We start from the raw sequence: 26,212 nt of genomic DNA on the forward strand, positions 1-26,212 counted from the left end.
CGCTGGTCAAGGCATGGAAGGCCGACAAGTCGGGCAACCTGATCTATCGCCGCACGGCGCGCAACTTCAACCCGATGTGCGCGATGGCGGGCAAGATCACGGTGGCGGAAGTCGAGGAAATCGTGGAAGTGGGCGAGCTCGATCCGGACGCCATCCATACGCCGGGCATCTTCGTGCAGCGCATCGTGCTCAATGCGCATCCGGAGAAACGCATTGAACAACGCATTGTCCGCGCGAAAGGAGCGTAATCATGGCATGGACTCGTGACGAAATGGCCGCGCGCGCGGCGAAGGAACTGCAGGACGGCTTCTACGTGAACCTCGGCATCGGCTTGCCGACGCTGGTGGCGAACCACGTGCCGCCGGGTGTCGAAGTGTGGCTGCAGTCGGAAAACGGCCTGCTCGGCATCGGCCCGTCGCCGACCGAAGAGGAAGTGGACGCGGACCTGATCAACGCCGGCAAGCAGACGGTGACCACGCTGCCGGGCTCGTCGATCTTCTCATCGGCGGACTCGTTCGCGATGATCCGCGGCGGCCACATCAACCTGGCCATTCTTGGCGCGATGCAGATCAGCAAGAAGGGCGATCTGGCCAACTGGATGATCCCGGGCAAGATGATCAAGGGCATGGGCGGCGCGATGGATCTGGTGGCGGGCGTCAAGCGCGTGGTCGTGCTGATGGAGCACGTGGCGAAGGGCGACCAGCACAAGATTCTCGAAGAATGCACGCTGCCGCTGACGGGGGTGGGTGTGGTCGATCAGATCATTACCGACCTGGGCGTGATCGAAGTCACCGCGGATGGCCTGAAAGTGACGGAACTGGCGCCGGGTGTGACGGTGGATGAGATCAAGGCCAAGACCGGCGCACCGCTCGACGTGAGCGCGGTGGGCTGATTGCGCCTGGTTTGGCCGATTGGTCCGGCGGGCCCATAGGGTCTATGGGGCCTAAGGGCGTGTAGAACGTATAGGGTCTGTAGGGCCGATCGTGCCGGTCTGTCGGGTGGCTTTGCGGCGCCAGGTGCGACACATCCGTCGGCGCAGAGCCGATGCGAAGCGGGCGAGACTTGTTGAGTCATCGCCCGCTTTGCTTTGGGGTGGTGCTGTTGCGGTCCGCGCGAGCGCGTTTGGTTTCGCCTATGCCGTTCGGCCGATCCTTGGCGCGCGGCAAAGCAGTTTACAATCGTCTTTACGATGCTCGCCCATTGATGCGCGCCTTCCTCGGCTCGTTATGCGTGGCTTTTATTTGCTCCGCCCGGTCGCGTGCGGCCGCTTTCGCCGCCGCCTGTGCCAGGTGCCTGTGCCGGCCGCTTATGCCGGTGCTTATACCTGTGCTTATGCCAGGCGAGTGCGGCCCGCGACCTGCCGTACCGAGGCCCACGCCTTCGCAAGGAAATTTTGATGACCGCTACGTCCTCTGCTTCGCCTGCTGCCGCCAGGCCGGCTACGCCCCGTCAACGTTTCGTGCAGTGTGCGAGCCCTGGCGGCTTGCACCGCGTCGCCTATACCGAATGGGGCGACCCGGCGAATCCGCGCGTGCTGGTGTGCGTGCATGGCTTGACGCGTTCGGGACGCGACTTCGACCGGCTGGCGGCGGCCTTTGCGGACACCTACCGCGTGATCTGCCCGGATGTGGTCGGCCGGGGGCTTTCATCCTGGCTAAACGTCCCCAACTATTACGCCGTGCCGCAGTACGTGGCGGATATGGTCACGCTGATTGCGCGGCTCGACGTCGAGAAGGTGGACTGGTTCGGCACCTCGATGGGCGGCCTGATCGGGCTGGGTCTTGCAGGCATGCCGGACTCGCCGATCCGCAAGCTGCTGCTGAATGACGTCGGTCCGCGCCTCGAGCCGGAGGCGGTGACCCGCATCGGCGAGTACCTCGGCAAGCCGGTGCAGTTCGAAACCTTGCAGCAGGGTATCGACTACGCGGCGCTGCTGGCGCAATCGTTCGGTCCGCTGACGCCGGAAGAATGGCGCGAGATCAATACGCCGCTGCTGCAGGAGCGCGACGGCGCATGGTATTTCCGCTACGACCCTCGGATTGCCCAGCCGTTCGCGGCCATTACCGACGAAGTGGCGGCCGCCGGCGAAGCCGCCCTGTGGGGCGCCTTAAAGGCAATCCAGGGACCGGTGCTGGTGGTGCGCGGCGCGCAGTCCGACCTGCTGTCGCATGAAACGGTCGAAAAGATGGTCGTGGAAGGCAAGGCGGTGTCCAGCGTGGAAATCGCCGGTGTGGGTCACGCGCCGGCGTTTCTGAGTGCGGAGCAGATCGAGATTGCGCGCGGCTTCTTTATCGGGCCTGCTGCCGAGGCGTCATAATGTGAGGTTGCGCGGCGCGTTCCCGCAGTGCATCCCCGCAGTGCATCCCTGTTCAACCTAACCAACATCAGGAATCTCTATGGCAGTCATTCGTCACCACGTCGGCAAGCGGCTCTCCGAAATCGCCGTGCATAACGGCACCGTGTACCTTGCCGGCCAGATCGCCGAGGACGCAGACCAGGACATCACCGGCCAGACACGCGAAGTGCTTGGCCACATCGACCGTCTGCTGGGTGAAGTGAACAGCGACAAGTCGCATCTGCTGTCGGTGCAGATCTATATCTCCGACATGGTTCACTTCGCTGGCATGAATGCCGTGTGGGACGAGTGGGTCGCGCAGGGCGCCACGCCGCCGCGCGCTACCGTCGAAGCGAAGCTCGCGAACCCGAAGTGCCTGGTTGAGGTGGTCGTCGTCGCTGCACAACACAGCTAGGTCCGCATCTGCACGTGTTGTTGAATCCCCGTTGATCCGTCTGGCCCGGTGGGCCGTCGCACCATGAATACCGATACCGTTACGACCGCACCCGTCCCCGCCCCTTCCTTCGAAGAGGCGATGGCGTTCGTGCGGGAGCATGCGGGCGAGGTGCGGCTGTCGTCGGGCGAATTGCTGGCGGATCACGCGGCGGGCACGGCGGCGATCATGCGCACGCTCAACGTCGACCCGCCGGCGGTGCTGGCGGCGGCCCTGTTTGCGCTGACGCCGCACCTGCAGGACCCGGAGCAGGTGATTGCCGATAATTTCGGCGAAGAGGTCGCGCAGCTCGTAGGCGATGTGCGCAAGCTGCTGCGTCTGGGTACAGTCAGTTTGCGGGCCGCGCAGAACGCCATTCCCGAAGCCGGGCGCGATGCGCAGGCCGCGCGGCGTGCGCAGGTCGAGGCGCTGCGCAAAATGCTGCTCGCGTTCGCCCAGGACATTCGTGTCGTGCTGATCCGGCTCGCGTCGCGGCTGCAATCCATGCGTTACTACGCGGCGGCCAAGCTGACGCCGTCGCCCGATGTGGCGCGCGAGACGCTTGATATCTACGCGCCGCTCGCCAACCGTCTCGGTATCTGGCAACTGAAGTGGGAACTCGAGGACCTCGCGCTGCGCTTCGAAGAGCCTGCTACGTACAAGCGCATCGCGAAGCTGCTCGACGAGAAGCGCGCGGAGCGCGAAACCTACGTGGCCGAAGCGATCGCGCGGCTGCAGCAGGAACTCGCCGCCGCGCACATTCGCGCCGAGGTCAGCGGGCGGCCGAAACACATCTATAGTATCTGGCGCAAGATGCACGGCAAGGAGCTCGACTTCTCCGAGCTTTACGACGTGCGCGCGTTTCGCGTCATCGTGCCGGATATCAAGGATTGCTACACAGTGCTCGGCATCGTGCACAACCTGTGGCAACCGGTGCCGAGAGAGTTCGACGACTACATCTCGCGGCCCAAGCCGAACGGCTACAAGTCGCTGCATACGGTGGTGATCGGCGACGATGGCCGTGCCTTCGAAGTGCAGATCCGTACCCAGGAGATGCACCAGTTCGCCGAGTACGGCGTGGCGGCTCACTGGCGCTACAAGGAAGCCGGCACGCGCGGCTACGGCGGCCAGGTCACCGCGAGCGAGAAGTACGACGAGAAGATTGCGTGGCTGCGCCAGTTGCTGGCGTGGAAGGACGACGTGTCCGAAGGCGAGCACGGCGAAAAGCGGGCCGCGCAGCCATGGGAGCAACTGCGCCAGGCCACTTTCGACGACGATCACATTTATGTGCTCACTCCGCAGGCGCGCGTGATTCCGTTACCGCAGGGCGCGACGCCCGTCGATTTTGCGTATCACCTGCACAGCGAGCTGGGGCATCGTTGCCGCGGTGCGCGTGTGGATGGCGCGATGGTGCCGCTCAACACGCAGTTGCAGAACGGCCAGACGGTGGAGATCGTCGCGGTGAAAGAGGGCGGCCCGTCGCGCGACTGGCTCAACCCGCAGCTCGGCTATCTGCATAGCCCGCGGGCACGCCAGAAGGTGCGCGCGTGGTTCAACGCGGTCGAGTACCAGGAGAACATCGCCAACGGCCGGGCGATGGTCGAAAAGACCCTGCAACGCGAAGGCAAGACCTCCGTCAATCTCGATCAGCTCGCCGCGAAACTCGGTTTCAAGACCACCGACGACCTGTTCTCGGTGGTCGGCAAGGAAGAGTTCAGCTTGCGTCAGGTCGAGCAGGCGCTGCAGGATGCGCCGCCGCCCGAACCCGTGGTCGAGGCGCCCGAGCAGTTCGAGAAGCGCAGCAGCGGTTCGAGCGTCGCGCACGGCGCATCGACGGGCGTGCTGGTGGTGGGCGTCGACGCCTTGCTCACGCAGCTCGCGCGCTGCTGCCGGCCGGCGCCGCCCGACGGCATCAGCGGTTTCGTTACGCGCGGCAAGGGCATGTCGATTCACCGCAGCGATTGTCCGGCGTTTTTGCGCATGGCCGAACGCGCGCCCGAACGCGTGCTGGAAACGGCATGGTCCGCAGATGTGATGAGCGGGCGCGGGCAGTCGGTGTATCCGGTCGACCTGACGATCGACGCCACCGATCGCCAGGGCTTGCTGCGCGATATCTCCGAAGTGTTCGCGCGCGAGAAGATGAATGTGATTGGGGTGAAAACGCAGACGCGCCGCAATGCCGCATTCATGCAGTTCACGGTCGAAGTGTCGAGCGCCGCGCAGATTCAGCGCGCTTGCGCGCTGCTGGGCGAAGTCACGGGCGTGTTGCGGGCGGGGCGTAAATCCTGAGGCTTGAGGTGGCGCTTGTACTCGCGCTTGTACTCGCGCTTCTGCCCGCGCTTGTGCCCGATCTGCGCGCAAATTCCGCGCGTTTCCGCGCAGTTTCCGATTGATTGCACGCGGATAGAAGGGCCGCGGGAATTTTCAGTATCGGTGTACAAAAGTACTTGCCAAGCGATGTGGGGCTCCATATAATCTCGTTTCTTCAGGCTCGTAGCTCAGCTGGTTAGAGCACCACCTTGACATGGTGGGGGTCGTTGGTTCGAGTCCAATCGAGCCTACCAACGAAAGAGAAATTCCGGTTATGCCGGGGTTTCGCAAGCTGCAGTAAGCGCCTTGGCGCAAAAAGGCGAATACGGTTATGACACCGCGAACGTTGACCGAAACTACTTCGGAGCGACGCTAGTCGAGGACCACTTTCGCCAATGTAGTTTGCAGGAAATGTGAATGCGGCCCCTCGAAAGCGGGGCCGCATTTTTTTTGGCTTTTTTGGTTTTTTGGGCTCTTTTAGTTTTTTCACCTCGTTGTATGTGCCGCCGCCGGTCGGCACCACGGAGAACGCAATGGTTTCGATACGTCTGCCTGACGGTTCGGTTCGTCAATACGAGCATCCGGTGACCGTCGCCGAAGTGGCGACCTCCATCGGCCCCGGCCTCGCGAAAGCTGCGCTTGGCGGCAAGATCGACGGCGAGCTGGTCGACACGTCCGCGCTGATCGATCATGACGTGGCGCTTGCCATCGTCACGGAAAAAGACGCCGACGGCCTTGACATCATTCGCCACTCCACGGCGCACTTGCTCGCGTACGCGGTGAAAGACCTGTACCCGGAAGCGCAGGTGACGATCGGCCCGGTGATCGACAACGGCTTTTACTACGACTTTGCCTACAGCCGTCCCTTCACGCCGGAAGATCTGGAAAAGATCGAAAAGCGCATGCAGGAGCTGGCGAAGAAAGACGAACCGGTTTCGCGTCGCGTGGTTTCGCGCGGCGAAGCGGTGGACTACTTCAAGAGCATCGGCGAGAAGTACAAGGCAGAGATCATCGAATCGATTCCGTCGTCCGACGAAATCAAGCTGTACTCGCATGGCGGCTTCACCGACCTGTGCCGCGGCCCGCACGTGCCGTCCACCGGCAAGCTGAAGGTCTTCAAGCTGATGAAGGTGGCGGGCGCCTACTGGCGCGGCGATTCGAAGAACGAGCAGTTGCAGCGCATTTACGGCACGGCCTGGACAAAGAAAGAAGACCAGGAAGCCTACCTGCACATGCTCGAAGAGGCGGAGAAGCGCGATCACCGCAAGCTCGGCAAGCAGCTCGACCTGTTCCACATGCAGGACGAGTCGCCGGGCATGGTGTTCTGGCATCCGCGCGGCTGGACGCTGTGGCAGCAGGTCGAGCAGTACATGCGCCGCCGCGTGAACGAGGCCGGCTACCTCGAAATCAAGACGCCGATGATCATGGACCGTTCGCTCTGGGAAGCGTCGGGCCACTGGCAGAACTATCGTGAAAACATGTTCACGACCGAATCGGAAAAGCGCGACTACGCGATCAAGCCGATGAACTGCCCCGGTCACGTGCAGGTGTTCAATCACGGCCTGCGTTCGTACCGTGACTTGCCGCTGCGTTACGCGGAGTTCGGCTCGTGCCACCGTAACGAATCGTCGGGCGCGCTGCATGGCCTGATGCGCGTACGCGGCTTCGTGCAGGACGACGCGCACATTTTTTGTACCGAAGACCAGTTCATCAGCGAATCGATCGCTTTCAACACGCTGGCCATGAGCGTCTACAAGGACTTCGGCTTCGATAACGTCGAGATCAAGCTGTCGCTGCGTCCGGATGCGCGCGCCGGCACCGACGAGACCTGGGATCGTGCCGAACAGGGCCTGCGCGACGCGCTGACGGCTTGCGGCGTCACGTGGGAAGAGCTGCCGGGTGAAGGCGCCTTCTACGGCCCGAAGGTGGAGTACCACATCAAGGACGCGCTGGGCCGCTCGTGGCAATGCGGTACGCTGCAGCTCGATATGGTGCTGCCGGAGCGCCTGGGCGCCGAATACGTGGCGGAAGACAACAGCCGCCGCCGCCCGATCATGCTGCACCGGGCAATCGTCGGATCAATGGAGCGCTTCCTCGGCATCCTGATCGAGCACCATGCTGGTGCAATGCCTTCCTGGCTTGCGCCGATGCAGGTGGTTGTGATGAATATTGCCGAAAGTCAGGCGGAATACGCCCAGTCGCTGGCCCAATCGTTGCAAAAACAAGGGGTTAGAGTAGAGGCCGATTTGCGCAACGAGAAGATTAGCTATAAAATACGCGAGCACACGCTAGAAAAGGTGCCGTACCTCCTTGTGGTCGGCGACAAAGAGCGTGATGCCCAAACGGTAGCCGTGCGTGCCCGTGGCGGGGTTGATCTGGGCGTAATGCCCGTCAGCGCCTTCATTGAGCGTCTGCGTGAGGACGTGCAGTCGTTCAGGTAAACCACCTGGCAGCCCGGCTCGTTTTTTTAATTTTTAGAGGAAACGTAACATCGCTACTGATAAGTCTGCGCACCGCATCAACGGTGAAATCACTGCACCTGAGGTGCGCCTGGTCGGAGTCGAGAACGAACCGCTCGGCATCGTGAAACTCGCTGATGCGTTCCGCATGTCGGAACAGCAAGATGTGGACTTGGTCGAAATCGCTCCTCAAGCGGTACCGCCAGTTTGCCGCTTGATGGACTACGGCAAGTTCAAGTACTCGGAAGCGAAGAAGCAGCACGAGGCCAAGCTGAAGCAGAAGATTGTCCAGGTCAAGGAAGTCAAATTCCGGCCGGGCACTGATGACGGCGATTACAACGTCAAGCTGCGCAATCTCATCCGCTTCCTCGACGACGGCGACAAGACGAAAATCACGTTGCGTTTCCGTGGCCGCGAAATGGCCCACCAGGAAATTGGCATGCGCATGCTGGAACGTCTGCGCACAGATCTGGACGAAGTCGGTCAGGTCGAGCAAATGCCGAAAATGGAAGGGCGCCAGATGATCATGGTGCTCGCTCCGAAGAAAAAGAAGTAAGCAACTCGCCTGGGTTATCCGTTGAGTTGTCGGGCTGCGCGCCGTGAGGCGCGCGCCGTTGTTGTGAAAAGATTGAATCGTGCTTTGCCGCCTGCGTGTGCATCCGCGGCGAAGACCAGCAGGTTTCGGAACAGCGCCTAAGCAAATGGGCACCGTTTCTGAAAAGCAGCGGCCAGCACCACCGGCCAGCTGCATACCAAGTGGACTGGGTTTCGAAGGGCGGGTTGTGGCCAACTGGTCGACCGCACACCCATATCCATCAATAATGGAGTTGTCATGCCGAAGATGAAGACCAAGAAGAGTGCTGCAAAGCGCTTCGTGGTGCGTCCGGGCGGTACCGTCAAGCGCGGTCAGGCCTTCAAGCGCCACATTCTTACCAAGAAGACCACCAAGAACAAACGCCATCTGCGCGGTTCCACGGCAGTTCATGATTCCGATATGAACTCCGTGCGCGCAATGCTGCCGTTCGCTTAACCCTTAACCGACACTCATAGGAGCGAAACATGCCTCGAGTAAAACGTGGGGTTACCGCACGGGCCCGTCACAAGAAGATCATCAAGCTGGCCAAGGGTTACCGCGGCCGTCGCAATAACGTCTATCGCATCGCCAAGCAGGCGGTCATGCGCGCAGGCCAATACGCCTACCGCGATCGCCGCAACAAGAAGCGTGTGTTCCGCGCACTGTGGATCACGCGTATCAACGCGGCGGTGCGTCAGCACGACATGACGTACAGCGTGTTCATCAACGGCCTGAAGAAGGCTTCGATCGAACTCGACCGCAAGGTGCTGGCCGACATGGCTGTGTTCGACAAGGCTGCTTTTGCTGCGATCGTTCAGCAGGTGAAAGCCGCCGTTGCAGCCTGATTGCGCTTTGGGCAATTAAACTGCGTGGTTCGTTGCAGCGAAGATCCGGTAGTCTCGGTGACGCTGCAACAAAAACGGGGCTCCTCACCGAGCCCCTTTTTTGTTGGTCGAGCCAGTTTTGCATCAATTGAACACTGACGTTGAAATGATGGGATCAATGGATCTGGACCAGATTGTCGCTGACGCGCAAAAAGCCTTCGGGGAAGCCAACGACGTCACCACCCTCGAGAACGAGAAGGCCCGCTTTCTCGGCAAGTCGGGTGCGCTGACCGAGCTGTTGAAGGGCCTTGGCAAACTCGATCCCGAGACGCGCAAGACGGAAGGCGCGCGGATCAACGTCGTCAAGCAGCAGGTGGAAGCCGCCTTGACGGCCCGCCGGCAGGCGCTTGCCGACGCACTCCTGAACCAGCGCCTCGCCGCTGAAGCCATTGACGTCACGTTGCCCGGCCGCGGCCTGGGTGCAGGCAGCCTGCATCCGGTCATGCGCACGTGGGAACGCGTCGAACAGATTTTCCGTACGATCGGATTCGACGTGGCCGATGGCCCCGAAATCGAAACCGACTGGTACAACTTCACCGCGTTGAATAGCCCGGAAAACCATCCGGCGCGTTCGATGCAGGACACCTTCTACGTAGACGGCAAAGACGCCGACGGCCGCCAGTTGCTGCTGCGCACGCACACGAGCCCGATGCAGGTCCGCTACGCGCGCACCAACACGCCGCCGATCAAGGTGATCGTGCCGGGCCGCACCTACCGTGTGGACAGCGACGCGACGCACTCGCCGATGTTCAATCAGGTCGAAGGCCTGTGGATCGACGAGAACATCAGCTTCGCCGACCTGAAGGGCGTCTACACCGACTTCCTCAAAAAATTCTTCGAGCGCGACGACATCCTCGTGCGCTTCCGTCCGTCGTACTTTCCGTTCACCGAACCGTCGGCCGAGATCGACATGCTGTTCGAAACGGGCAAGAACGCCGGCAAGTGGCTCGAAATCTCGGGGTCCGGCCAGGTTCACCCCACGGTGATCCGCAACATGGGCCTCGACCCGGAGCGCTACATCGGTTTCGCGTTCGGCAGCGGCCTCGAGCGGCTGACGATGCTGCGCTACGGCGTGCAGGATCTGCGTCTTTTCTTTGAAAACGACCTGCGTTTCCTGCGGCAGTTTGCCTGACGCTGCACATCGCAAGCCGCAAGCAACCGAGCGAGCAACAAACGCGTAACGAGGGCGGCCGCGCACGCTGCCAGATGTAGAGACACAGGCAGATACGCGCCGCAAGAAAGTGCCACCGGCAGGGCGCCCGGTTACCCAGGAGGTGACCGGAGAATGTCCCGGCCGGACGTGGACTAACCTGATCAGAACGTACACAGAACCATGCAATTCCCGGAATCCTGGCTAAGAAGCTTTGTCGACCCGCAGATGACGACGGACGAGCTGTCGCACGCGCTGACGATGGCCGGCCTCGAGGTCGAAGGCCTGCGGCCCGCCGCGCCTGCGACCAAGAAGATCGTGGTCGGCCGGGTCCTCGAGGTCGTCAAGCACCCGGACGCGGACAAGCTCAACGTGTGTCAGGTCGACGCCGGCACGGGCGCGACGCTCAACATCGTTTGCGGTGCGCCGAACGTGGCGCCGGGCATCAAGGTGCCGGTCGCGCTGGTGGGTGCGGAACTGCCGCCCGCTGAAGAGGGTGGTGCGCCGTTCGCGATCAAGCTCTCGAAGCTGCGCGGCGTGGAAAGCCAGGGCATGCTGTGCTCGGCCCGCGAGCTGAAGCTCTCGGAAGACCATAGCGGCCTGATGATCCTGCCGGAAGACACGCCGATCGGCCAGGATATCCGCGAGACGCTCAACCTCGACGACACCGTTTTCGAAATCAAGCTGACGCCGAACAAGGCGGACTGCCTGTCGGTGTTCGGCGTGGCGCGCGAAACCTCGGCCATCACGGGTGCGCCGCTGCGTGCGCTCGAGATCAAGCCGGCCACTGTCAAGTTGAACGAAACGTTGCCGGTCAAAATCTCGGCTCCGGACCTGTGCGGCCGCTTCTCCGGCCGCGTGATTCGCGGCGTGAATGCGCGCGCGAAGTCGCCGCAGTGGATGGTCGAGCGTCTCGAACGCTCGGGTCAGCGCAGTATTTCCGCACTGGTCGATATCTCCAACTACGTGATGCTCGAACTGGGCCGTCCCTCGCACGTGTTCGACCTGGACAAGATCCACGGCAGCATGGATGTGCGCTGGGGCCGCAAGGGCGAGACGCTCAAGCTGCTGAACGGCAACACCGTCGAGCTCGACGAGACGGTCGGCGTGATTGCGGACGACCGGCATATCGAAAGCCTCGCGGGCATCATGGGCGGCGACAGCACGGCCGTGACGCTGGATACGACCAACATCTATCTGGAAGCGGCGTTCTGGTGGCCCGATAGCATTCGCGGCCGGTCGCGCAAATACAACTTCTCGACCGACGCCGGCCATCGCTTCGAGCGCGGTGTCGACTATGCGACCACCGTCGAGCATATCGAACGCATCACGCAACTGATCCTCGATATCTGCGGCGGCGAGGCCGGCCCGGTGGACGACCAGATCGTCAACGTGCCGCAGCGCGCGCCGGTGAAGATGCGCGTGGCACGCGCCAACCGCATCATCGGCGTTGCGATTGGCGCCGACGAGATTGCGCAGATTTTCACGCGCCTGGGCCTCGCGTTCGAACGCGAGGGCGACGAACTGTTTTCCGTGACGCCGCCGTCGTACCGCTTCGACATTGAGATCGAAGAAGACCTGATCGAAGAAGTTGCGCGTATCTACGGCTTCGAAAAGATCCCGGCGCGTCCGCCGGTCGCGACGAGCGAAATGCGCGCGACCAACGAAACCCAGCGCACCATCCACGACATCCGCCACGCGCTCGCCGCGCGCGACTATGCCGAGACGGTGAACTTCAGCTTCGTCGACGCGCAATGGGAGCAGGATTTCGCCGGTAACGACAAGCCGGTGCGCCTCCTGAACCCGATCGCGAGCCAGCTTTCGGTGATGCGCACCACGCTGTTCGGCAGCCTGATCGAGGTGCTGCGTACGAACCTGAGCCGTCGTGTGGCGGACCGCGTACGCGTGTTCGAAGCCGGCCGCGTGTTCCTGCACGATCCGGCCATCAAGGCGGGCGAACTGACGGTGGAAGGTTTCGCGCAGCCGAAGATGGTTGGCGCAGTGGCCTACGGCCCGGCTCTCGAGGAGCAATGGGGCGCGGCATCGCGTGCGGTCGACTACTTCGACGTCAAGGGCGATCTGGAAGCCTTGCTCGCACCGGCAGTGGCGCGTTTCGTGAAAGCGGAGCATCCGGCGCTGCACCCGGGACGCAGTGCGCGCATTGAATTGAATGGCCGCGCAGTGGGCTGGATTGGCGAATTGCATCCGCGCTGGATGCAGAAATATGATTTGCCGCATGCGCCGATTCTGTTTGAAATCGAAGCAGAAGCATTAATTCAGCGCACATTGCCGGTTCCGTCGGAAGTATCGAAGTTTCCGCCGGTGCGTCGCGATATCGCGGTGGTTGTCGATCAGCAAGTCGAGGTTCAGGCACTGCTGGACGAGCTGCAAAAGACGCTTTCCGAGGACGCTTGCAAGAGCGTGCGCAGGGTTGCGCTTTTTGACGAATTCCGTCCAAAATCAAATACTTCCGGTGGGTTGGCAGCTCACGAGAAAAGCCTTGCGTTCCGTGTGACCTTGCAAGATACTGGCGGAACCCTTCAGGATGAGACGGTCGATCTGGCCATCCAGACCCTGGTGGATCGTCTGGCTCGAGTATATGGCGCACGGTTGCGCGGATAACCCTCGGATACTCTTTATGCGGCAGTTTTCGCATTCTCCGGTTTCTGGGTGACGCGCCATTTGATAGATATGAATGAAATGAACTCGAGTGATTTCGAAGCCCTTCTGACGGCGCAACGTAGCGCCATGATTCGCGATATTCCGACATCACCCGCTAACACCTCGGCGGAAACGCCCACGCTGACCAAGGCTGAGCTTGCTGAGTTGCTGTTCGACAATGTCGGACTCAACAAGCGGGAAGCGAAGGACATGGTCGAGGCGTTCTTCGAGGTGATTCGCGATGCGCTGGAGAGCGGGGACAGCGTGAAGCTGTCCGGCTTCGGCAACTTTCAGTTGCGCGACAAGCCCCAGCGTCCCGGCCGGAATCCGAAGACCGGCGAGGCCATTCCGATTGCCGCTCGCCGCGTTGTGACGTTCCATGCAAGTCAAAAACTGAAGGCGCTGGTTGAGAACGGCGCTGAGGCAAGCTTCGCGCGCTGATCGACTGGCGCGTTCCTGCGCAACCCACCACGACGGCTAACTGACGATGACAGCGACGATCGAAAAAGTCGTCTTGCCTCCGATTCCGGCGAAGCGCTACTTCACCATTGGTGAAGTGAGCGAACTGTGCGGTGTGAAGCCGCATGTGTTGAGGTATTGGGAGCAGGAGTTCACGCAGTTGAGGCCGGTGAAGCGGCGCGGCAATCGCCGTTATTACCAGCATCATGAGGTGCTGTTGATCCGGCGGATTCGCGAGTTGCTCTATGAGCAGGGCTTCACGATCAACGGCGCGCGCAACCGGCTCGACTCGCATGGTGCGGTGCAGGGTGGGGCAGAGGATGTCGAAGAGCAGCAGGGTGAGGTGGTCGAAGCTGCGCCCGCCAGGACAAGCGCTACGGTCGATGTCGATCAGTTGCGCAAGGAACTGCTTCACATCATCGACCTGCTGGGTCACTGAATAGCGTCTTTCACGGTTTTGTTGGTGACTGGCGGTTCTAATCGATTGAAGTGTCTGTTATAATTTTTAGCTGTTCGGGGCGTAGCGCAGCCTGGTAGCGTACCTGCATGGGGTGCAGGTGGTCGGAGGTTCAAATCCTCTCGCCCCGACCAAGATCCAACCCGCACAGCCGTAAGGCTGTGCGGGTTTTTCTTTGGTGCCTGAAATTTGCGCAACGCAGAAGGGATATTGGAAGTTCCTGAAATTCAGGCCGTGCCGCCCTGCGGAAAATGCGACCGACACGCCTGATCTGTAAGCCTCTCCCGGATCACCTGCTTTCGGTCAGAAGCCGGCGCGTAAAGATTCGCACTACTGAACATGCCAACTGATTCTGGACATCAATGGCCGGCCGCCTGCCCCTATGCACCCACCCGAAGAGACAACATACGCACCATCACTTCTGCGCACCAGCCGCTTCAAGGATCAGGTCGGCCACCTGGACCGGTTGCGAAATCAGCGACACGTGGCTCGCCTTGATCTCGACCGTATGCGCATGCATGCGGTTCGCCATGAAGCGCTCCAGATCCGAATTGATGGTGCGGTCTTCGGTCGACACGGCGTACCAGGTCGGCTTGTCGTGCCATGCCGCGACCGTGGTCTTCGCCATCGTGATCGGCTTGCCGATCGGCTGCTGAACCGCGTAATACGTTTCTGCCTCAGCCTTCGGCAGGTCGCCGGCGAAGTCGTTGATGAAGGCCTGCTCGGAGAGCTTGCCATAGCCGTCTGCCGACCATTGCAGGCCAGCCGACGCAGGCGCAGGCCCGAATTTCTTCGTCAGCGCCGGATAGTCCTCGCCGGCATCCGGAGCGCGCGCGGCAATGTAGACCAGACCCGCTACCTTCGGATCGTCACCGGCCTGGCTGATCACCATGCCACCGTACGAGTGCGCGACCAGCAGCGTCGGACCATCCTGTTGCGCGAGCACACGCTTGACGGCGTCCACGTCTGCATCGAGCGAGGTCGTCGGATTCTGCACGGCGGTGACGTGATAGCCCTTCGCCTGCAGCAGCGGAATCACTTTCGCCCAGCTCGAACCGTCTGCAAACAGTCCGTGAACCAGCACGATGTTCTTGACGGGGCCGGCCGGCGCGGCGCTGTCTTGCGCGAATGACGGTGCGGCGCCCAGCAGCGTGGCGCAGGCAAGACCGGCGAGGACAAAGGAATTCAACTTCATGAGACTTCTCCGAGAGATAAGGGACAAAATGTGCGGATTCCGTTGACCCGCTGTTGCGGGCCGATAGGCGAACCATACCCAGCTCACCATCCAGTCAGTGCTGTCGACAGCACGCGAACGCTGGACGCTGGTGTACGAAGAGGCGAACACAGTCTCGGAGAAAACATTCCATCTGTTTCAAAGTCTTTTTTGGGTGACCATGCGGAGGCAGCCGGGCTGACTAGGCTCATCTCGCGTGTGCGTGCAGGCAGCGAACTACCGGCGCATTTCAATGGAGATGAGCCGAGCCCCGTCACACCCGGTTGCGCGCGTTACAGACCCAGATCGCTGAGGAACCGGTTGGTATAACCCAGCGCGCCAACTCCGCCGATCGAATTGCACGTCGGCGATGCGGCCCCCGGCGCGCAGTCGGCATCGCGGTCGAACGACCAGAAATGAACGCCTGCCAGGCCGTTCTGTTTCAGGAAGGCCGAGACGGTGTCGACATCGGAGGGCGTGAACGTCTCGCCTGCCGTGTCGTTGCCACCAATCATCGGCGTGATCTCGATCTGGCTGTACGGCACCCCCCAGTGATCGTGCAGGTTCATCGCCGCCTGCACGGCCGACTGCCCCATCTCGCAGGCGCCGTTCGACACGACACAATTACCTGGAATCGCCGAACCGTAGTCCATCGTCATCAGGTTGATCGTGTAGTTCTTCAGTCCATAGGTCTGAATGGCCTGCATGACCCAGTCGCCGTAGGTATTGAAGCTGTCCGGCGCGCTGGAACCCCACGAGGTGGCCTGGCTTGCGCCTGCCGGAGCAGGGGCAAGGCTCGCGAGCGTAAAGCTGAAACGCAGATTCGGGTATTGCTGCTGGGCTGTTACGACGCGTTGTACGAGGCTGTTGATGATGGCCTGGGTTTGTCCTCCCTCGATGTCGAAATCGATGCCGACCAGGTTTTTGGATGCGTAGCGGCCGATGAACGTTGCCATGCCCGCGTCGGTTCCGCACGTAAACATTCCCGCCGCGCCGCCCGTCGAAATGATGTAGTTGATGTTTGCAGCGGTGAAGAGCGAGACGTTTGCCGTGGCGAGAGCACTGCCGCCGACGCCAGCCCAATTTTCGCTGCCGCACTCGCCCGTTGCGAACGCGAGAGACAGTGCGGGTACGCCCGTCGGCAGCACGGACAACACGGGGCTTAGCCTGCCGGTCACGTTCGTGGAGATGGTGTTGGTGTTCCAGTCCATCGAGATCGACGTGTCTTTGTACGGGCTGTAGATGAATCCTGCTGCCGTACCGGTGCCCGAACCCGAACCCGAACCCGAACCAACCAGTGCCCACAAAGTGGCCGTCGTCGGATTCCATCCCGCGCTGGAATAATCCGTTTGATTGACAAGTGCCTGGTAATCGCCGCCGTTATAGCTAACAATGGTTCCGGCCGCGTAATACGTATCGGGCGCCCAGGCGGCAACTGTTGACGCCTGTCCATATGACATCCCAAATGACGTTCCGAACAGCAGCGAAGCTGTCGCGACATTCAATGCTGCGTGCATTACTGTTGCAGACCGTCCTTTCTTCATTCTGAAAAGCATAGCGTTCTCCACGTTTCTGATCTTCGGCTAATGGGGAAATTTCGACCAGCACGGCACCGCTGCTTCACATGCAATGAAGCGAAATAGCGGCAGCGTATTATTGGGAGTTCACTGCCGGCCAGGATACTGGCAGGCTTATCAGCTTGATGTGGAAATTCAGCGCTTTTGCACTGGGCGATAGCGGTGAATCGCATAAATCAATCGAAAAATGCGAGGCGCATGATTATTCGATGTAGATGAGGAATACGAATTAAAAAATATGAAAACTGATTTGAATCGATATCCGAAATGGAATTCGGGATTGTTTCTCGTGTGCATGGGTTGCAAGGGGGGCGGATGGCCAGACACGCAGAAACCGCGGACTCATCCACCCCGAAACAGCTCACGCGCCAGCGAGCAAAGCAAGGTGGTCGCCGGTGATTCGTCCTGCAAGCGGCGGCTCATGATGATCGGCGACACCGCATTCGCCGCGGGAATCGCCCGGTATGCCACTCCATGGGCCCGCAATCCCTCGACGCTCTCCGGCACGAGGCACACGCCAACCTGCGCCGCGACCAGCCCCAACGCCGTCTGCAATTCCCTCACTTCATGAATCGCTTTTGGCTCCAGCGCATGGTCGTGCATTGCCGATAGTTGCTGGTCCGCATAGCTGGGCCGCGGCGTGCTCGGATAGACGATCAAGGTTTCCTGCGCAAGTGCGGCGAGCGTCAGCGGCTTCTTTTGCCGCGCTAACGGATGGTCCTGCGGTAGCGCCGCAATCATCCGTTCTTCGACGAGAACTTCGCGCGCCAGTTGTGCATCGTCGAAACGCAGACGGCCGAAGCCTACGTCAATGCGCCCGCCCTTGAGCGCGCCCAATTGTTCGATGGTAAACATTTCAATTAACGAAATTTCGATCTTTGGCGCGGCTTCTCGGAATGCACGGATCACCGCAGGCAACGCACCGTACAGCGTCGACGGCACAAAGCCGATCACAATGCGTTCCGCCAGTTGCGCGAGACGCCGCGTGAGCGGGGCGAGTTCATCGGCTTCGCCGACCAGACGCTTCGCCTGCGCATAGAAGATGCGGCCGGCCTCGGTCAGGCGTAGCGGCCGCGAGCCGCGTTCGAACAGCGCGAGGCCCACGCTTTCCTCGATCTGCTGGATCTGGCGGCTAAGCGGCGGCTGCGTCATGTGCAGGCGATCGGCTGCCCGCGTGATGTTCATTTCTTCCGCGACCGCAATGAAGTAGCGCAGTTGGCGAATTTCCATGCATACCTCTAAGGTATGGAAGTAGTCGGAATGGGTGTTGGACTGCCTGCCAGGTTTGTTCCTAAGATGGTGACCTCGGCAAAGCAGTTCAGGAGCGCAAGGAATGATAGCAACACCCGTCAGGATCGAGAACGTGGAGACGATTCTCGTCGATGTGCCGACGATCCGCCCGCACCGGCTCTCGGTCGCCACGATGAACTGCCAGACACTCGTGCTGGTGCGTATTCGCTGCGCCGACGGCCTCGTCGGTGTGGGCGAGGGCACCACCATAGGCGGTCTTGCATATGGCGAGGAAAGCCCGGAAAGCATCAAGGTCAACGTTGACACCTACTTCGCACCATTGCTGGAAGGTATGGATGCGACCCGCCCGGGCATTGCCATGGCGAAGCTGCGTGCGTTGTTTCAGGGCAACCGTTTTGCCAAATCCGCCGTTGAAACCGCGCTATTCGACGCTCAGGCGCAACGCCTTGGCGTGCCCTTGTCCGAGCTGTTCGGCGGCCGGGTGCGCGATAGCGTCGAGGTTGCGTGGACGCTCGCGAGCGGCGATACCGGGCGCGATATCGACGAAGCCGAGCGGGTCTTTGAAGCGAAGCGTCATCGCGTGTTCAAGCTGAAGATCGGCTCGCGCTCCGTGGCCGATGACGTCGCACACGTGGTCTCGATCAAACGGGCGCTCGAAGGACGCGCTGAAGTGCGTGTCGATGTGAATCAGGCATGGAGCGAAGCAGAAGCGATCTGGGCCACGAGGCGTTTTGCCGAAGCAGGTGTCGCACTGCTCGAACAGCCGATTGCCGCGGCGAATCGCGCCGGTCTCAAACGGCTCACGGATCTGGCGCTGGTGCCGGTCATGGCTGACGAAGCGCTGCATGGCCCAGCCGATGCCTTTGCCCTCGCCAGCATGCGCGCTGCCGACGTTTTCGCCGTGAAGATCGCTCAATCGGGCGGCCTCGCCGGCGCCGCGCACGTCGCGGCGATCGCCACTGCCGCGAATATCGATCTGTACGGCGGCACGATGCTCGAGGGTGCGGTGGGCACGATTGCTTCGGCGCAACTCTTCAGTACCTTCAGCGAACTGAAGTGGGGCACGGAACTGTTCGGGCCGTTGCTGCTGACCGAAGAGATTCTTGCCGAGCCGCTGCGCTACGAGAATTTTTCCTTGGAGCTTCCACAAGGGCCGGGTCTCGGCATCGCCCTTGACTGGAGCAAGATTGACCGTCTACGGCGCGATACGCACAAGGGCACAAGTATTACCGCTGGCTAAGTAAATTTAAATTAGCTATCCATAACATTACATGAAGGAGATACCCCATGAACAGGCAAGCTATCGACTCACTGCTGCAGAAGATCAACGACAGCGCCATCAATGAAGGCAACCCGCGCGCGAGGCAGATCGTCAATCGTATCGTGCGCGATCTGTTCTATACGATCGAAGACCTCGACGTGCAGCCGAACGAATTCTGGACGGCGCTGAACTATCTTGGTGACGCTGGCAAGAGCGGCGAATTGGGCCTGCTGGCCGCGGGCCTCGGCTTCGAGCATTTTCTCGATCTGCGTCTGGACGAAGCGGAAGCGAAGGCGGGCGTCGAGGGCGGCACGCCGCGCACCATCGAAGGGCCGCTGTATGTGGCCGGTGCGCCGGTGTCGGAGGGTCATGCGCGGCTCGACGACGGTACCGATCCGGGCCAGACCCTGGTGATGCGCGGTCGCGTGCTTGGCGAAGACGGCAAGCCGCTCGCAAACGCGCTGGTCGAGGTGTGGCACGCAAACCATCTTGGCAATTACTCGTACTTCGACAAATCACAACCGGCCTTCAACCTGCGCCGCTCGATTCGCACGGATGCGGGCGGCAATTACAGCTTTCGCAGTGTCGTGCCGGTCGGCTACAGCGTGCCGCCGCAAGGTCAGACCCAACTGTTGCTCGATCAGCTTGGCCGTCATGGGCATCGTCCGGCGCATATTCACTTCTTCGTCTCGGCGGCGGGTTTTCGCAAGCTGACCACGCAGATCAACATCGACGGCGATCCCTATCTGTGGGATGACTTTGCGTTTGCCACGCGCGATGGTCTCGTGCCGGCCGTCAAGCAGGCCGAGGGCGCGGAAGGCAAGCCGTATGGGGTGGAGGGAAATTTCGCGCTGATCGATTTCGACTTCACCCTGTTCAAGGAGCGTAACAGCTTGCCGGATGCCGAAGTCGAACGTGTGCGTGCCCAGGTCTGAAGCGCGTGCTCATGTCGTTGATAGCGTTTGGGATGGTGACCGGTTGCGGCTGCCTCGCAGCGCAGCCGGACCTGGATGACTGATGAGGGGTAAGCAATGCTGTTCCACGTAGAAATGACCGTTAACCTGCCGCTTGACATGGACGCAGAGCGCGCAGCGCGGCTAAAGGCGGATGAGAAAGCGATGTCGCAGAAACTGCAGGAAGAAGGTGTGTGGCGGCATTTGTGGCGTATCGCCGGCCACTACGCGAATATCAGCGTATTCGATGTAGAAAGCCCAGCACAATTGCATGATGTGCTAAGCCAGTTGCCCTTATTTCCCTATATGCAACTCGAAGTGCGGGCGCTATGCCGGCATGCGTCATCAATTCGTGACGGAGATCGCTGAGGGCATGTAACGCGACACAATATCTTCAATGGAAGTGAGCTCGACCGGCGACAAGTCGCGGCGCGGCAGCACCACAAACGCAGTTCCGCCCGAGAGCAGATAGATACGATCCGCGTCATCCACGCGTGCGTTCAGCGTTGACCAGTTCAGGCGTATCGACGACGAACCCGACTCGCCGGTCACGCCGGTTTCGTCGAACGTGACCTGTTGCCGTCCAAGATACGGTATCGGGCCACGCTTTTTCAGCGAGGCAACTGCGCGCTGCATGACGCGCCTCAGGATCATGGGAACGAACACGGTCTGGATGGCAAATGTCAGTGCAGCGCCGGCAACGGCGAACAGGATCACGCCAGGCCACGGATTGGCCAGTTCGTCATGGGTTTGCCACCAGTACCAGCCTATCAGCGCGCCGACGACCAGTGCGCCTGCGACGGACTTCATGCGCCGCTTTGCCGTACGCCCCGTCGAATACAGAACGATGTTCGCCGCGACGTAATCGTCTTCCGTCAACGTGACGAAAACGTGGAAAGGGAGCCGCGGTGAGCGATCGTTCATTTTCGTTGGCGCTTGCATTGCTGCCTAAAGAATGAGTCCATGAGGCGAAGCCGCTACTACTCTTAGCTTATACCCGTTTCATTAAAATAAATCGAGAATCCGAACACCATCAACTCATTCTGCATTAATATCGTGACGGGCAAGTTCACGAAATTGAGTATTTTTCGTAATACGCGGAAAGCCTTTAGATGCCGAATTCCATGCGCATTAAAAATGCCTTCGAATAGAGAGCCATTGGCCGGGGATGGAGCCGCAAAGCAAAATCGGGCAAAACCGGGCGCAACCAGGCAAAACCACACACAACCCCGTTTCAGTCGCCTTACCGGCTGGAAAGAATCCCGCCGCCCCAGGCGCCTTGCCGCGAGACAACGTGCCGTTTTGCGGGCCGCTCAACTGAGTGGCTCCCGGCAGCGAATCTCAACCTACAGTATTCTTTAGCGCTTTGAAACTCTTTTTCCGCTGGACACCATGCTTGCTATCCCCTTCGACGCCGTCCTGTTCGACTGTGACGGCGTGCTTGTCGACTCCGAGCTGATCACGAACCGCGTACTGTCGGAGATGTTAGGCGAGCTCGGCTGGCCCATCAGCGTCGAAGACACCACGCGCATCTTCATCGGCAAGACGGTGCGCGACGAGGCGCCGCTGATCGAGGCCAACACGGGTGTCGCCATTACGGATGCATGGATCGCGCAGTTCCGCGAACGCCGCAACGCGGCGCTCGAACTCGAACTGGTGGAAATCGGCGGCGCGGCCGCAGCCGTGCGAACCCTTCATGAGGCGCTCGATGGCCGCATTGCGGTTGCCTCGGGCGCGGACCGGCACAAGGTCGAGATGCAACTGAAGAAGACCGGCATGTTCGAGTGCTTCGCCGGGCGCATCTTCAGCGGCCATGAAATGCCGCGCAGCAAGCCTCATCCCGACGTCTACCTCGCTGCCGCGCAGGCCCTGGGCGTGGACCCGAAGCGCTGTGCGATTGTGGAAGACACGGTGACCGGCGCCACAGCCGGCGTCGCTGCGGGCGCGACGGTATTCGGCTACAGTCCCGCCGGGCTTGCTCACAGCAGCCCCGAAGGCTTGCGTGACGCCGGTGTCGCAAAGGTGTTCGAGAAGATGGAACATCTGCCGGCCATACTCGCGCAATGGGCGCGCGCATAACGGCGACTCTCCCTCACAACCCCTGCGTCCGGAGCCGGGCCGATGAGCGACAACGATGTGAGCGTGTACGGCGAGGCGCAAGCCTTGATCGAAAGCGAAACGAGCTTGCTGCATGTCCGGCCGCCGGCCGGGTCGCGTCATGTTCCCACGGCGCGCAAGCCGCTGCCGCCGATGCTGGACGACCTGCGCATCGCGCGGGCCATCCGTTTCATGGAGCAGGGCCCGGTGCAACTGAAGGACGTGGCCGAACACGTCGGCCTCAGTCCATTCCATTTTCAGCGCTATTTCAAGGACGTGATGGGCGAGAGCCCCGCCGTCTATCTGCGCCGCGTGAGGCTCGACGAGGCCGCCGTGAGCCTCTGGAACAACGATCTGCAGGTGATCGAGCTCGCCTTCGCGGCCGGTTATTCGAGTCACGAAGCATTCGTGCGGGCGTTCCATCGCCAGTTTGGTCTGGTGCCCACGCAATACCGGGTGTTCTCGCGGCGCGCGTCGAGCCAGCCGCAGCCGCAGGATCAGGCCCGTGCGCAGAGTGTGCGCGTCACCCCATTGAAGTCCTTACCATTGCTGGCGGCGCGTTTTTATGGGCCTTATGCGAATATCGAGGCGCACTGGAAGCGCTTTGCCATGGTGCTTCGCGAGGCCGGTTTGCCGCTTGCCAGGCTGCAGGCCGTAGGCATTGCGCACGACAGCCCGGAGATCACGCCGAACGAATTGATTCGCTACGATTGCGCGATTGTCGACACCGGCTTCGATCTCAAAGGCGCACCGTTGACCGCGCTCAAGGTTCCCGCCGGCGCCTATGCCATGCTCGAACACCACGCGCCGTATCAGGAGATTTTTGCGAGCTACCGGGTGCTGAGCGTGACGTGGCTGGTGGGCGCCGCCAATCAGTTTGTCAACGAAGTCGTCAAGGCTTACGAACTCTATCGTGAGCCGCCGTGGGACAACCTGGGACAGAGACAGCGCTTCGATCTGGCGCTGCCGGTGCGCAAGCTGAGTTAACGTAACGCCGCATCCTGGTCGAATGCCTGTTTGATGCAACTTCTCAGCCAGCGGTGCGCCGGATCGCGCTCGGAACGCGGATGCCACATCTGCGCCACCACCACCGGTTCGGTCGGCACCGGCAGTGCAAACGTGAACATGCCCTCGCGGGCCCGCTCGGTCTGACGTTCCGGCACGTTGGCGACAAGGTCGGTCACGCGGCTCATCGCCAATGCGGCTGGAAAGCTCGGCACGATGGCGACCACCTCGCGGGTCAGCCCCTGCGCTTGCAGCGCGGCATCGATCGGCCCGTTCGACAATCCCCGCCGCGACACGCTGATATGCCGGAACGAGGCATAGCGTTCGCTGCTGAGCGCCCCGGATGCCAGCGGGTGAGCGTGACGCACCACGCCGACAAAACGGTCGCGAAACAGCGTCTGTACGCGTAGCTCGGGGGCGTTGTATCCCATCACGCCGATTTCCAGGTCGATCTGGTTTTCGCGCAGCGCCGTGACATCCTTACCGGCCTTCGGTGCGAAATATAGCTTCACGTGTGGCGCGGCTGCGAGTACGGCCTGCAGCAGTTGTGCACCGAACGCCTCGATAAAGCCCTCGTTGGCGCGGATCGTGAAGGTGCGCGCCAGGGTGCCCAGGTCGAGCGGCACGGCTTCGCCGAGCACGGCATCGACCTCTTCGACCAGTTGGCGAACCCGTTCGCGCAGCTCGGCGGCGCGCGGCGTCGGCACCATTGTCTGTCCGGCGCGCACGAGGATCGGGTCGTCCAGTAGCGTGCGCAGGCGCGTGAGCGTGCGGCTCATGGCCGAGGGGCTCAGGTGCAGACGCTCGGCGGCCGCGGTGACGCTCGACTCATGCAGCAGGACATCGAGCGCCAGCAGCAGATTCAGGTCGCGCGTGGCCATGGGTTCAGGGAGGGTCGCCGTGTTGCGCAGATTATGGCATGGGGGCATGTTGCGTTTGCTGCAAGTACGGAGTGCACGCAACGCGCTAACGGCTCTGCCGTGGGCGGACCTAAGCTGGGTGTGCGTCGAATTCGCGACGCAACATCCGAGGGAATCCGTCTTGAATGAATCGATTGAAACTCAACTTCACGAACTCGCTGTGGGATGCCGGGTCCTGCATATGGAAGGCCACGCTGACCTGACACTCGGGCATCTGGCCTATCGCGACCCGGCGGGGCGCGGCGTGTGGCTCAAGCGCTCGGGTATCGCACTCGCGGAAGTGCGCGGGCCAGCCGATTTCGTGCTGCTCGACTGGAACGGCCGGCGCCTCGCCGGCGAGGGCCGCATCCATAAGGAGTGGCCGATCCACACGGAGATCATGAAAGCGCGGCCGGACGTGGTGGTGTGCGGGCATAGCCATCCGTTCCATGCCACGCTGTTTTCAGCGCTGGACGTTGCGCTCGAGCCGGTCACGAATGAAGCGGCCTACCTGGGCGGGCCGCCTGGACGATTCGATATGACCACGGGGTTGATCGATGCACCGGCATTGGGAGCGGGACTTGCCGCCGCGCTGGGCGCTGCCTCGACGGTGCTGATGCGCAATCATGGCATCAGCTACGTTGGAGCTTCGGTTGCGCAATGTGTCCTGATGGGGCTGTTTCTGGAGCGGGCGTGCTGCTCTCAATTGACGCTGCTTTCCACGTCGCAGCCTTACCACTCGACCCCGCGCGCCGAGCTCGAAGCCAAGCTCGGGCAGATCCTCGATGAGCCGTTAGTGGCCAACTTCTGGGCGTTCTATCAACGCCGGCTCGCCGTCGCCGATCTTGCAGGGTGAGCGCCATGAGCAGGCGGGGCAGCGACCGCTGCCCCGCAACGCGAAGAGCTCAGGCGTTCCTTGCGCAATCGCTTACCGTAGCTTGGCCACGTCGTTGGCGTTCACCGTCGCTGCCGGATTGCCGAACTGCTTCGTCACGTAGTTGGTGAGCGCGGCGATCTGCGCATCGGAGAGCTCGGTGGCGAACGCGGGCATGCCGACATCGTTACCGCCTGCCTTGCGATGCACGCCGTGCAGAATGACCTGCGCGAGATTGCCGGGGTTGGACGCGCCGACCGTCGAGTTATGGAACAGCGGCGGATAGTACCCGTCGGGCGTGCCCTGGCCATGCGCCTGGTGACAGGTCGCGCAGTTGCCCAGATAGAGGCGTGCCGGATCGAGCGCTTCGCTCAATGCGACGCCGCGCAGGCGCGTCACGTCGGTTGCCGGGGTGCCCCAGGCGGAGCGCGAGCGTGCGGCGCCGTCGCTGACCGCGGGCACCGTGCGGATATACGTCGCAATCGCGTCGATATCCGCATCGCTCATGTGCGAGAAGCTGTGCTGTACCGCTTCGCCCATTGGCCCGGCCGCTTGCGCGAGGCCCGGCACGCTGCCGGTCTGCAGGTACTGCACCAGTTGCGCCTGACTCCACGAGCCGATCCCGCTGTTCGGGTCCGACGTGATGTTGTAGCCGTCCCAGCCCGCCAGCACCGAACCGCTCAGGAAGCCGCTGCCGGTTTCATCGAGCGCCTTTTCCTGCATGCCGAAACCGCGCGGGGTATGGCAGGTGCTGCAATGGGCGAGCCCCTGTACCAGATACGCGCCGCGATTCCATGCAACGCTCTGGCTCGGCTTGGCCTGATACGCGCCTTCCTTCAGGAACACCCAGTTCCATACCGTGAGCGGCCAACGCATGTTGAGCGGCCACGGAATATCGCTCTGACGCTGCGCTTGATTGACAGGCGCGACGCCAAATCTGAAGTACGCATACAGTGCCTTCACGTCGTCATCGCTGATCTTCGCGTACGACACGTACGGCATCGCCGGATACAGGTTGTGTCCGTCCCTGGCGACGCCTTTGCGTACCGCGCGGTCAAAGTCTTCGAGCGTCCACGTGCCAATGCCCGTTTGTGCATCCGGCGTGATATTGCTCGAATAGATCGTGCCGAGCATCGGCACCTTCAGCGGCAGGCCGCCCGCAAACGGCTTTCCCTTGACGGTGCTATGGCAGGCCATGCAATCGCCGGCTACCGCCAGATACTCGCCCTGCTTGATCAGCGCAGCGTTGCCGGCGGCGCTATTGGCGGAATCCGCCGCATCGGCGCGGGCGAACGAGGGCAGGGCCAGCGCGGCGGCCAGCGCGGTTGCCATCAGCGTGAAAAAGGTTTTCTTCAGCATG

General features: G+C 61.6%; 25 protein-coding genes and 2 tRNA genes. 21 read left to right on the forward strand and 6 right to left on the reverse strand.

Going from position 1 to position 26,212, the window contains the following annotated elements; genetic code table 11:
* The 15 genes from FFS45_RS21125 to FFS45_RS21200 form a co-directional block, all read left to right on the forward strand.
* A partial coding sequence (locus FFS45_RS21125) for a CoA-transferase (RefSeq protein ID WP_283204767.1) occupies positions 1–248 on the forward strand: 248 nt, incomplete at its 5' end.
* A gap of 2 nt (positions 249–250) precedes the next feature.
* Positions 251–892 (forward strand): CoA transferase subunit B, encoded by a 642-nt coding sequence (locus FFS45_RS21130; protein ID WP_137956582.1) that lies wholly within the window; start codon positions 251–253, stop codon positions 890–892.
* Between the two features lie 504 nt (positions 893–1,396).
* Positions 1,397–2,317, forward strand: a complete 921-nt coding sequence (locus tag FFS45_RS21135) for an alpha/beta hydrolase (RefSeq protein WP_137956583.1) — start codon at positions 1,397–1,399, stop codon at positions 2,315–2,317.
* A gap of 79 nt (positions 2,318–2,396) precedes the next feature.
* Positions 2,397–2,750: a RidA family protein gene (locus FFS45_RS21140; RefSeq protein WP_137956584.1), complete on the forward strand. Its 354-nt coding sequence runs from the start codon at positions 2,397–2,399 to the stop codon at positions 2,748–2,750.
* A gap of 63 nt (positions 2,751–2,813) precedes the next feature.
* Entirely contained in the window at positions 2,814–5,057 is a 2,244-nt protein-coding gene (locus FFS45_RS21145; protein WP_137956585.1) for a bifunctional (p)ppGpp synthetase/guanosine-3',5'-bis(diphosphate) 3'-pyrophosphohydrolase, read from the forward strand.
* 198 nt (positions 5,058–5,255) lie between these two features.
* A tRNA-Val gene (locus tag FFS45_RS21150) sits at positions 5,256–5,332 on the forward strand.
* Positions 5,333–5,611: 279 nt separating this feature from the next.
* Positions 5,612–7,519, forward strand: a complete 1,908-nt coding sequence (thrS, locus tag FFS45_RS21160) for a threonine--tRNA ligase (protein ID WP_137956586.1) — start codon at positions 5,612–5,614, stop codon at positions 7,517–7,519.
* 49 nt (positions 7,520–7,568) lie between these two features.
* The gene (infC, locus tag FFS45_RS21165) at positions 7,569–8,093 is read left to right on the forward strand and encodes a translation initiation factor IF-3 (protein WP_074263967.1); all 525 of its coding nucleotides are present in this window, start codon (positions 7,569–7,571) and stop codon (positions 8,091–8,093) included.
* Positions 8,094–8,369: 276 nt separating this feature from the next.
* On the forward strand, positions 8,370–8,567 hold the full coding sequence (rpmI, locus tag FFS45_RS21170) for a 50S ribosomal protein L35 (RefSeq protein WP_111935491.1): 198 nt from the start codon (positions 8,370–8,372) through the stop codon (positions 8,565–8,567).
* A gap of 29 nt (positions 8,568–8,596) precedes the next feature.
* Positions 8,597–8,956, forward strand: a complete 360-nt coding sequence (gene rplT / locus FFS45_RS21175) for a 50S ribosomal protein L20 (RefSeq protein WP_006052502.1) — start codon at positions 8,597–8,599, stop codon at positions 8,954–8,956.
* A gap of 157 nt (positions 8,957–9,113) precedes the next feature.
* Complete coding sequence (gene pheS / locus FFS45_RS21180; protein WP_171029702.1) at positions 9,114–10,127, forward strand: phenylalanine--tRNA ligase subunit alpha; 1,014 nt, start codon at positions 9,114–9,116, stop codon at positions 10,125–10,127.
* A 201-nt stretch (positions 10,128–10,328) separates the two neighbouring features.
* Positions 10,329–12,767, forward strand: coding sequence for a phenylalanine--tRNA ligase subunit beta (pheT, locus tag FFS45_RS21185; protein ID WP_137956587.1), 2,439 nt, complete (start codon positions 10,329–10,331; stop codon positions 12,765–12,767).
* 69 nt (positions 12,768–12,836) lie between these two features.
* Positions 12,837–13,247, forward strand: coding sequence for an integration host factor subunit alpha (locus FFS45_RS21190; protein ID WP_137956588.1), 411 nt, complete (start codon positions 12,837–12,839; stop codon positions 13,245–13,247).
* Positions 13,248–13,293: 46 nt separating this feature from the next.
* Complete coding sequence (locus FFS45_RS21195; RefSeq protein WP_137956589.1) at positions 13,294–13,704, forward strand: MerR family transcriptional regulator; 411 nt, start codon at positions 13,294–13,296, stop codon at positions 13,702–13,704.
* A 75-nt stretch (positions 13,705–13,779) separates the two neighbouring features.
* Positions 13,780–13,856: transfer RNA gene (locus FFS45_RS21200), tRNA-Pro, on the forward strand.
* A gap of 281 nt (positions 13,857–14,137) precedes the next feature.
* On the opposite strand, the gene FFS45_RS21205 is transcribed toward FFS45_RS21200, so the two are convergent.
* The 3 genes from FFS45_RS21205 to FFS45_RS21215 form a co-directional block, all read right to left on the reverse strand.
* Entirely contained in the window at positions 14,138–14,917 is a 780-nt protein-coding gene (locus FFS45_RS21205) for an alpha/beta hydrolase (protein WP_137956590.1), read from the reverse strand.
* 311 nt (positions 14,918–15,228) lie between these two features.
* Complete coding sequence (locus FFS45_RS21210; protein WP_137956591.1) at positions 15,229–16,395, reverse strand: carbohydrate-binding protein; 1,167 nt, start codon at positions 16,393–16,395, stop codon at positions 15,229–15,231.
* A 459-nt stretch (positions 16,396–16,854) separates the two neighbouring features.
* Entirely contained in the window at positions 16,855–17,742 is an 888-nt protein-coding gene (locus tag FFS45_RS21215) for a LysR family transcriptional regulator (RefSeq protein ID WP_137956592.1), read from the reverse strand.
* Between the two features lie 103 nt (positions 17,743–17,845).
* On the opposite strand from FFS45_RS21215, the gene FFS45_RS21220 reads away from it, so the two are divergent.
* The 3 genes from FFS45_RS21220 (at position 17,846) to catC (ending at position 20,346) form a co-directional block, all read left to right on the forward strand.
* Positions 17,846–19,003 carry a muconate/chloromuconate family cycloisomerase gene (locus tag FFS45_RS21220; RefSeq protein ID WP_137956593.1) on the forward strand — a complete coding sequence of 386 codons (1,158 nt, stop codon included), beginning with the start codon at positions 17,846–17,848 and terminating at the stop codon, positions 19,001–19,003.
* Positions 19,004–19,050: 47 nt separating this feature from the next.
* The gene (gene catA, locus FFS45_RS21225) at positions 19,051–19,959 is read left to right on the forward strand and encodes a catechol 1,2-dioxygenase (RefSeq protein WP_137956594.1); all 909 of its coding nucleotides are present in this window, start codon (positions 19,051–19,053) and stop codon (positions 19,957–19,959) included.
* 96 nt (positions 19,960–20,055) lie between these two features.
* Entirely contained in the window at positions 20,056–20,346 is a 291-nt protein-coding gene (catC, locus tag FFS45_RS21230; protein WP_137956595.1) for a muconolactone Delta-isomerase, read from the forward strand.
* On the opposite strand, the gene FFS45_RS21235 is transcribed toward catC, so the two are convergent.
* Positions 20,323–20,901, reverse strand: coding sequence for a YcxB family protein (locus FFS45_RS21235; RefSeq protein WP_137956596.1), 579 nt, complete (start codon positions 20,899–20,901; stop codon positions 20,323–20,325). The genes catC and FFS45_RS21235 overlap by 24 nt on opposite strands.
* Before the next feature lie 468 nt (positions 20,902–21,369).
* On the opposite strand from FFS45_RS21235, the gene FFS45_RS21240 reads away from it, so the two are divergent.
* Both FFS45_RS21240 and FFS45_RS21245 read left to right on the forward strand, forming a co-directional pair.
* The gene (locus FFS45_RS21240; protein WP_137956597.1) at positions 21,370–22,056 is read left to right on the forward strand and encodes an HAD family phosphatase; all 687 of its coding nucleotides are present in this window, start codon (positions 21,370–21,372) and stop codon (positions 22,054–22,056) included.
* 42 nt (positions 22,057–22,098) lie between these two features.
* The gene (locus tag FFS45_RS21245) at positions 22,099–23,061 is read left to right on the forward strand and encodes an AraC family transcriptional regulator (RefSeq protein WP_137956598.1); all 963 of its coding nucleotides are present in this window, start codon (positions 22,099–22,101) and stop codon (positions 23,059–23,061) included.
* Here FFS45_RS21245 and FFS45_RS21250 read toward each other — a convergent pair.
* Entirely contained in the window at positions 23,058–24,008 is a 951-nt protein-coding gene (locus FFS45_RS21250; RefSeq protein WP_249362874.1) for a LysR family transcriptional regulator, read from the reverse strand. The two genes, FFS45_RS21245 and FFS45_RS21250, sit on opposite strands and share 4 nt — an antisense overlap.
* Positions 24,009–24,120: 112 nt before the next feature.
* Here FFS45_RS21250 and FFS45_RS21255 point away from each other — a divergent pair, with 112 nt between their 5' ends.
* Positions 24,121–24,834, forward strand: a complete 714-nt coding sequence (locus tag FFS45_RS21255; protein WP_171029703.1) for a class II aldolase/adducin family protein — start codon at positions 24,121–24,123, stop codon at positions 24,832–24,834.
* Positions 24,835–24,906: 72 nt separating this feature from the next.
* Here FFS45_RS21255 and FFS45_RS21260 read toward each other — a convergent pair whose 3' ends face one another.
* Positions 24,907–26,211: a cytochrome c gene (locus tag FFS45_RS21260; protein WP_137956601.1), complete on the reverse strand. Its 1,305-nt coding sequence runs from the start codon at positions 26,209–26,211 to the stop codon at positions 24,907–24,909.
* Position 26,212: the final 1 nt, after the last annotated feature.

The organism is Burkholderia sp. 4M9327F10, assembly GCF_005503145.1.
GTDB lineage: Bacteria > Pseudomonadota > Gammaproteobacteria > Burkholderiales > Burkholderiaceae > Paraburkholderia.

Bases quoted from the DNA above. Each gene is read 5' to 3' on its own strand.
- FFS45_RS21130 (WP_137956582.1), top strand. From the start codon at position 251: ATGGCATGGACTCGTGACGAAATGGCCGCGCGCGCGGCGAAGGAACTG.
- FFS45_RS21135 (WP_137956583.1), top strand. From the start codon at position 1,397: ATGACCGCTACGTCCTCTGCTTCGCCTGCTGCCGCCAGGCCGGCTACG.
- FFS45_RS21140 (WP_137956584.1), top strand. From the start codon at position 2,397: ATGGCAGTCATTCGTCACCACGTCGGCAAGCGGCTCTCCGAAATCGCC.
- FFS45_RS21145 (WP_137956585.1), top strand. From the start codon at position 2,814: ATGAATACCGATACCGTTACGACCGCACCCGTCCCCGCCCCTTCCTTC.
- thrS (WP_137956586.1), top strand. From the start codon at position 5,612: ATGGTTTCGATACGTCTGCCTGACGGTTCGGTTCGTCAATACGAGCAT.
- rpmI (WP_111935491.1), top strand. From the start codon at position 8,370: ATGCCGAAGATGAAGACCAAGAAGAGTGCTGCAAAGCGCTTCGTGGTG.
- rplT (WP_006052502.1), top strand. From the start codon at position 8,597: ATGCCTCGAGTAAAACGTGGGGTTACCGCACGGGCCCGTCACAAGAAG.
- pheS (WP_171029702.1), top strand. From the start codon at position 9,114: ATGGATCTGGACCAGATTGTCGCTGACGCGCAAAAAGCCTTCGGGGAA.
- pheT (WP_137956587.1), top strand. From the start codon at position 10,329: ATGCAATTCCCGGAATCCTGGCTAAGAAGCTTTGTCGACCCGCAGATG.
- FFS45_RS21190 (WP_137956588.1), top strand. From the start codon at position 12,837: ATGAATGAAATGAACTCGAGTGATTTCGAAGCCCTTCTGACGGCGCAA.
- FFS45_RS21195 (WP_137956589.1), top strand. From the start codon at position 13,294: ATGACAGCGACGATCGAAAAAGTCGTCTTGCCTCCGATTCCGGCGAAG.
- FFS45_RS21205 (WP_137956590.1), bottom strand. From the start codon at position 14,917: ATGAAGTTGAATTCCTTTGTCCTCGCCGGTCTTGCCTGCGCCACGCTG.
- FFS45_RS21210 (WP_137956591.1), bottom strand. From the start codon at position 16,395: ATGTCATATGGACAGGCGTCAACAGTTGCCGCCTGGGCGCCCGATACG.
- FFS45_RS21215 (WP_137956592.1), bottom strand. From the start codon at position 17,742: ATGGAAATTCGCCAACTGCGCTACTTCATTGCGGTCGCGGAAGAAATG.
- FFS45_RS21220 (WP_137956593.1), top strand. From the start codon at position 17,846: ATGATAGCAACACCCGTCAGGATCGAGAACGTGGAGACGATTCTCGTC.
- catA (WP_137956594.1), top strand. From the start codon at position 19,051: ATGAACAGGCAAGCTATCGACTCACTGCTGCAGAAGATCAACGACAGC.
- catC (WP_137956595.1), top strand. From the start codon at position 20,056: ATGCTGTTCCACGTAGAAATGACCGTTAACCTGCCGCTTGACATGGAC.
- FFS45_RS21235 (WP_137956596.1), bottom strand. From the start codon at position 20,901: ATGAACGATCGCTCACCGCGGCTCCCTTTCCACGTTTTCGTCACGTTG.
- FFS45_RS21240 (WP_137956597.1), top strand. From the start codon at position 21,370: ATGCTTGCTATCCCCTTCGACGCCGTCCTGTTCGACTGTGACGGCGTG.
- FFS45_RS21245 (WP_137956598.1), top strand. From the start codon at position 22,099: ATGAGCGACAACGATGTGAGCGTGTACGGCGAGGCGCAAGCCTTGATC.
- FFS45_RS21250 (WP_249362874.1), bottom strand. From the start codon at position 24,008: ATGCCCCCATGCCATAATCTGCGCAACACGGCGACCCTCCCTGAACCC.
- FFS45_RS21260 (WP_137956601.1), bottom strand. From the start codon at position 26,211: ATGCTGAAGAAAACCTTTTTCACGCTGATGGCAACCGCGCTGGCCGCC.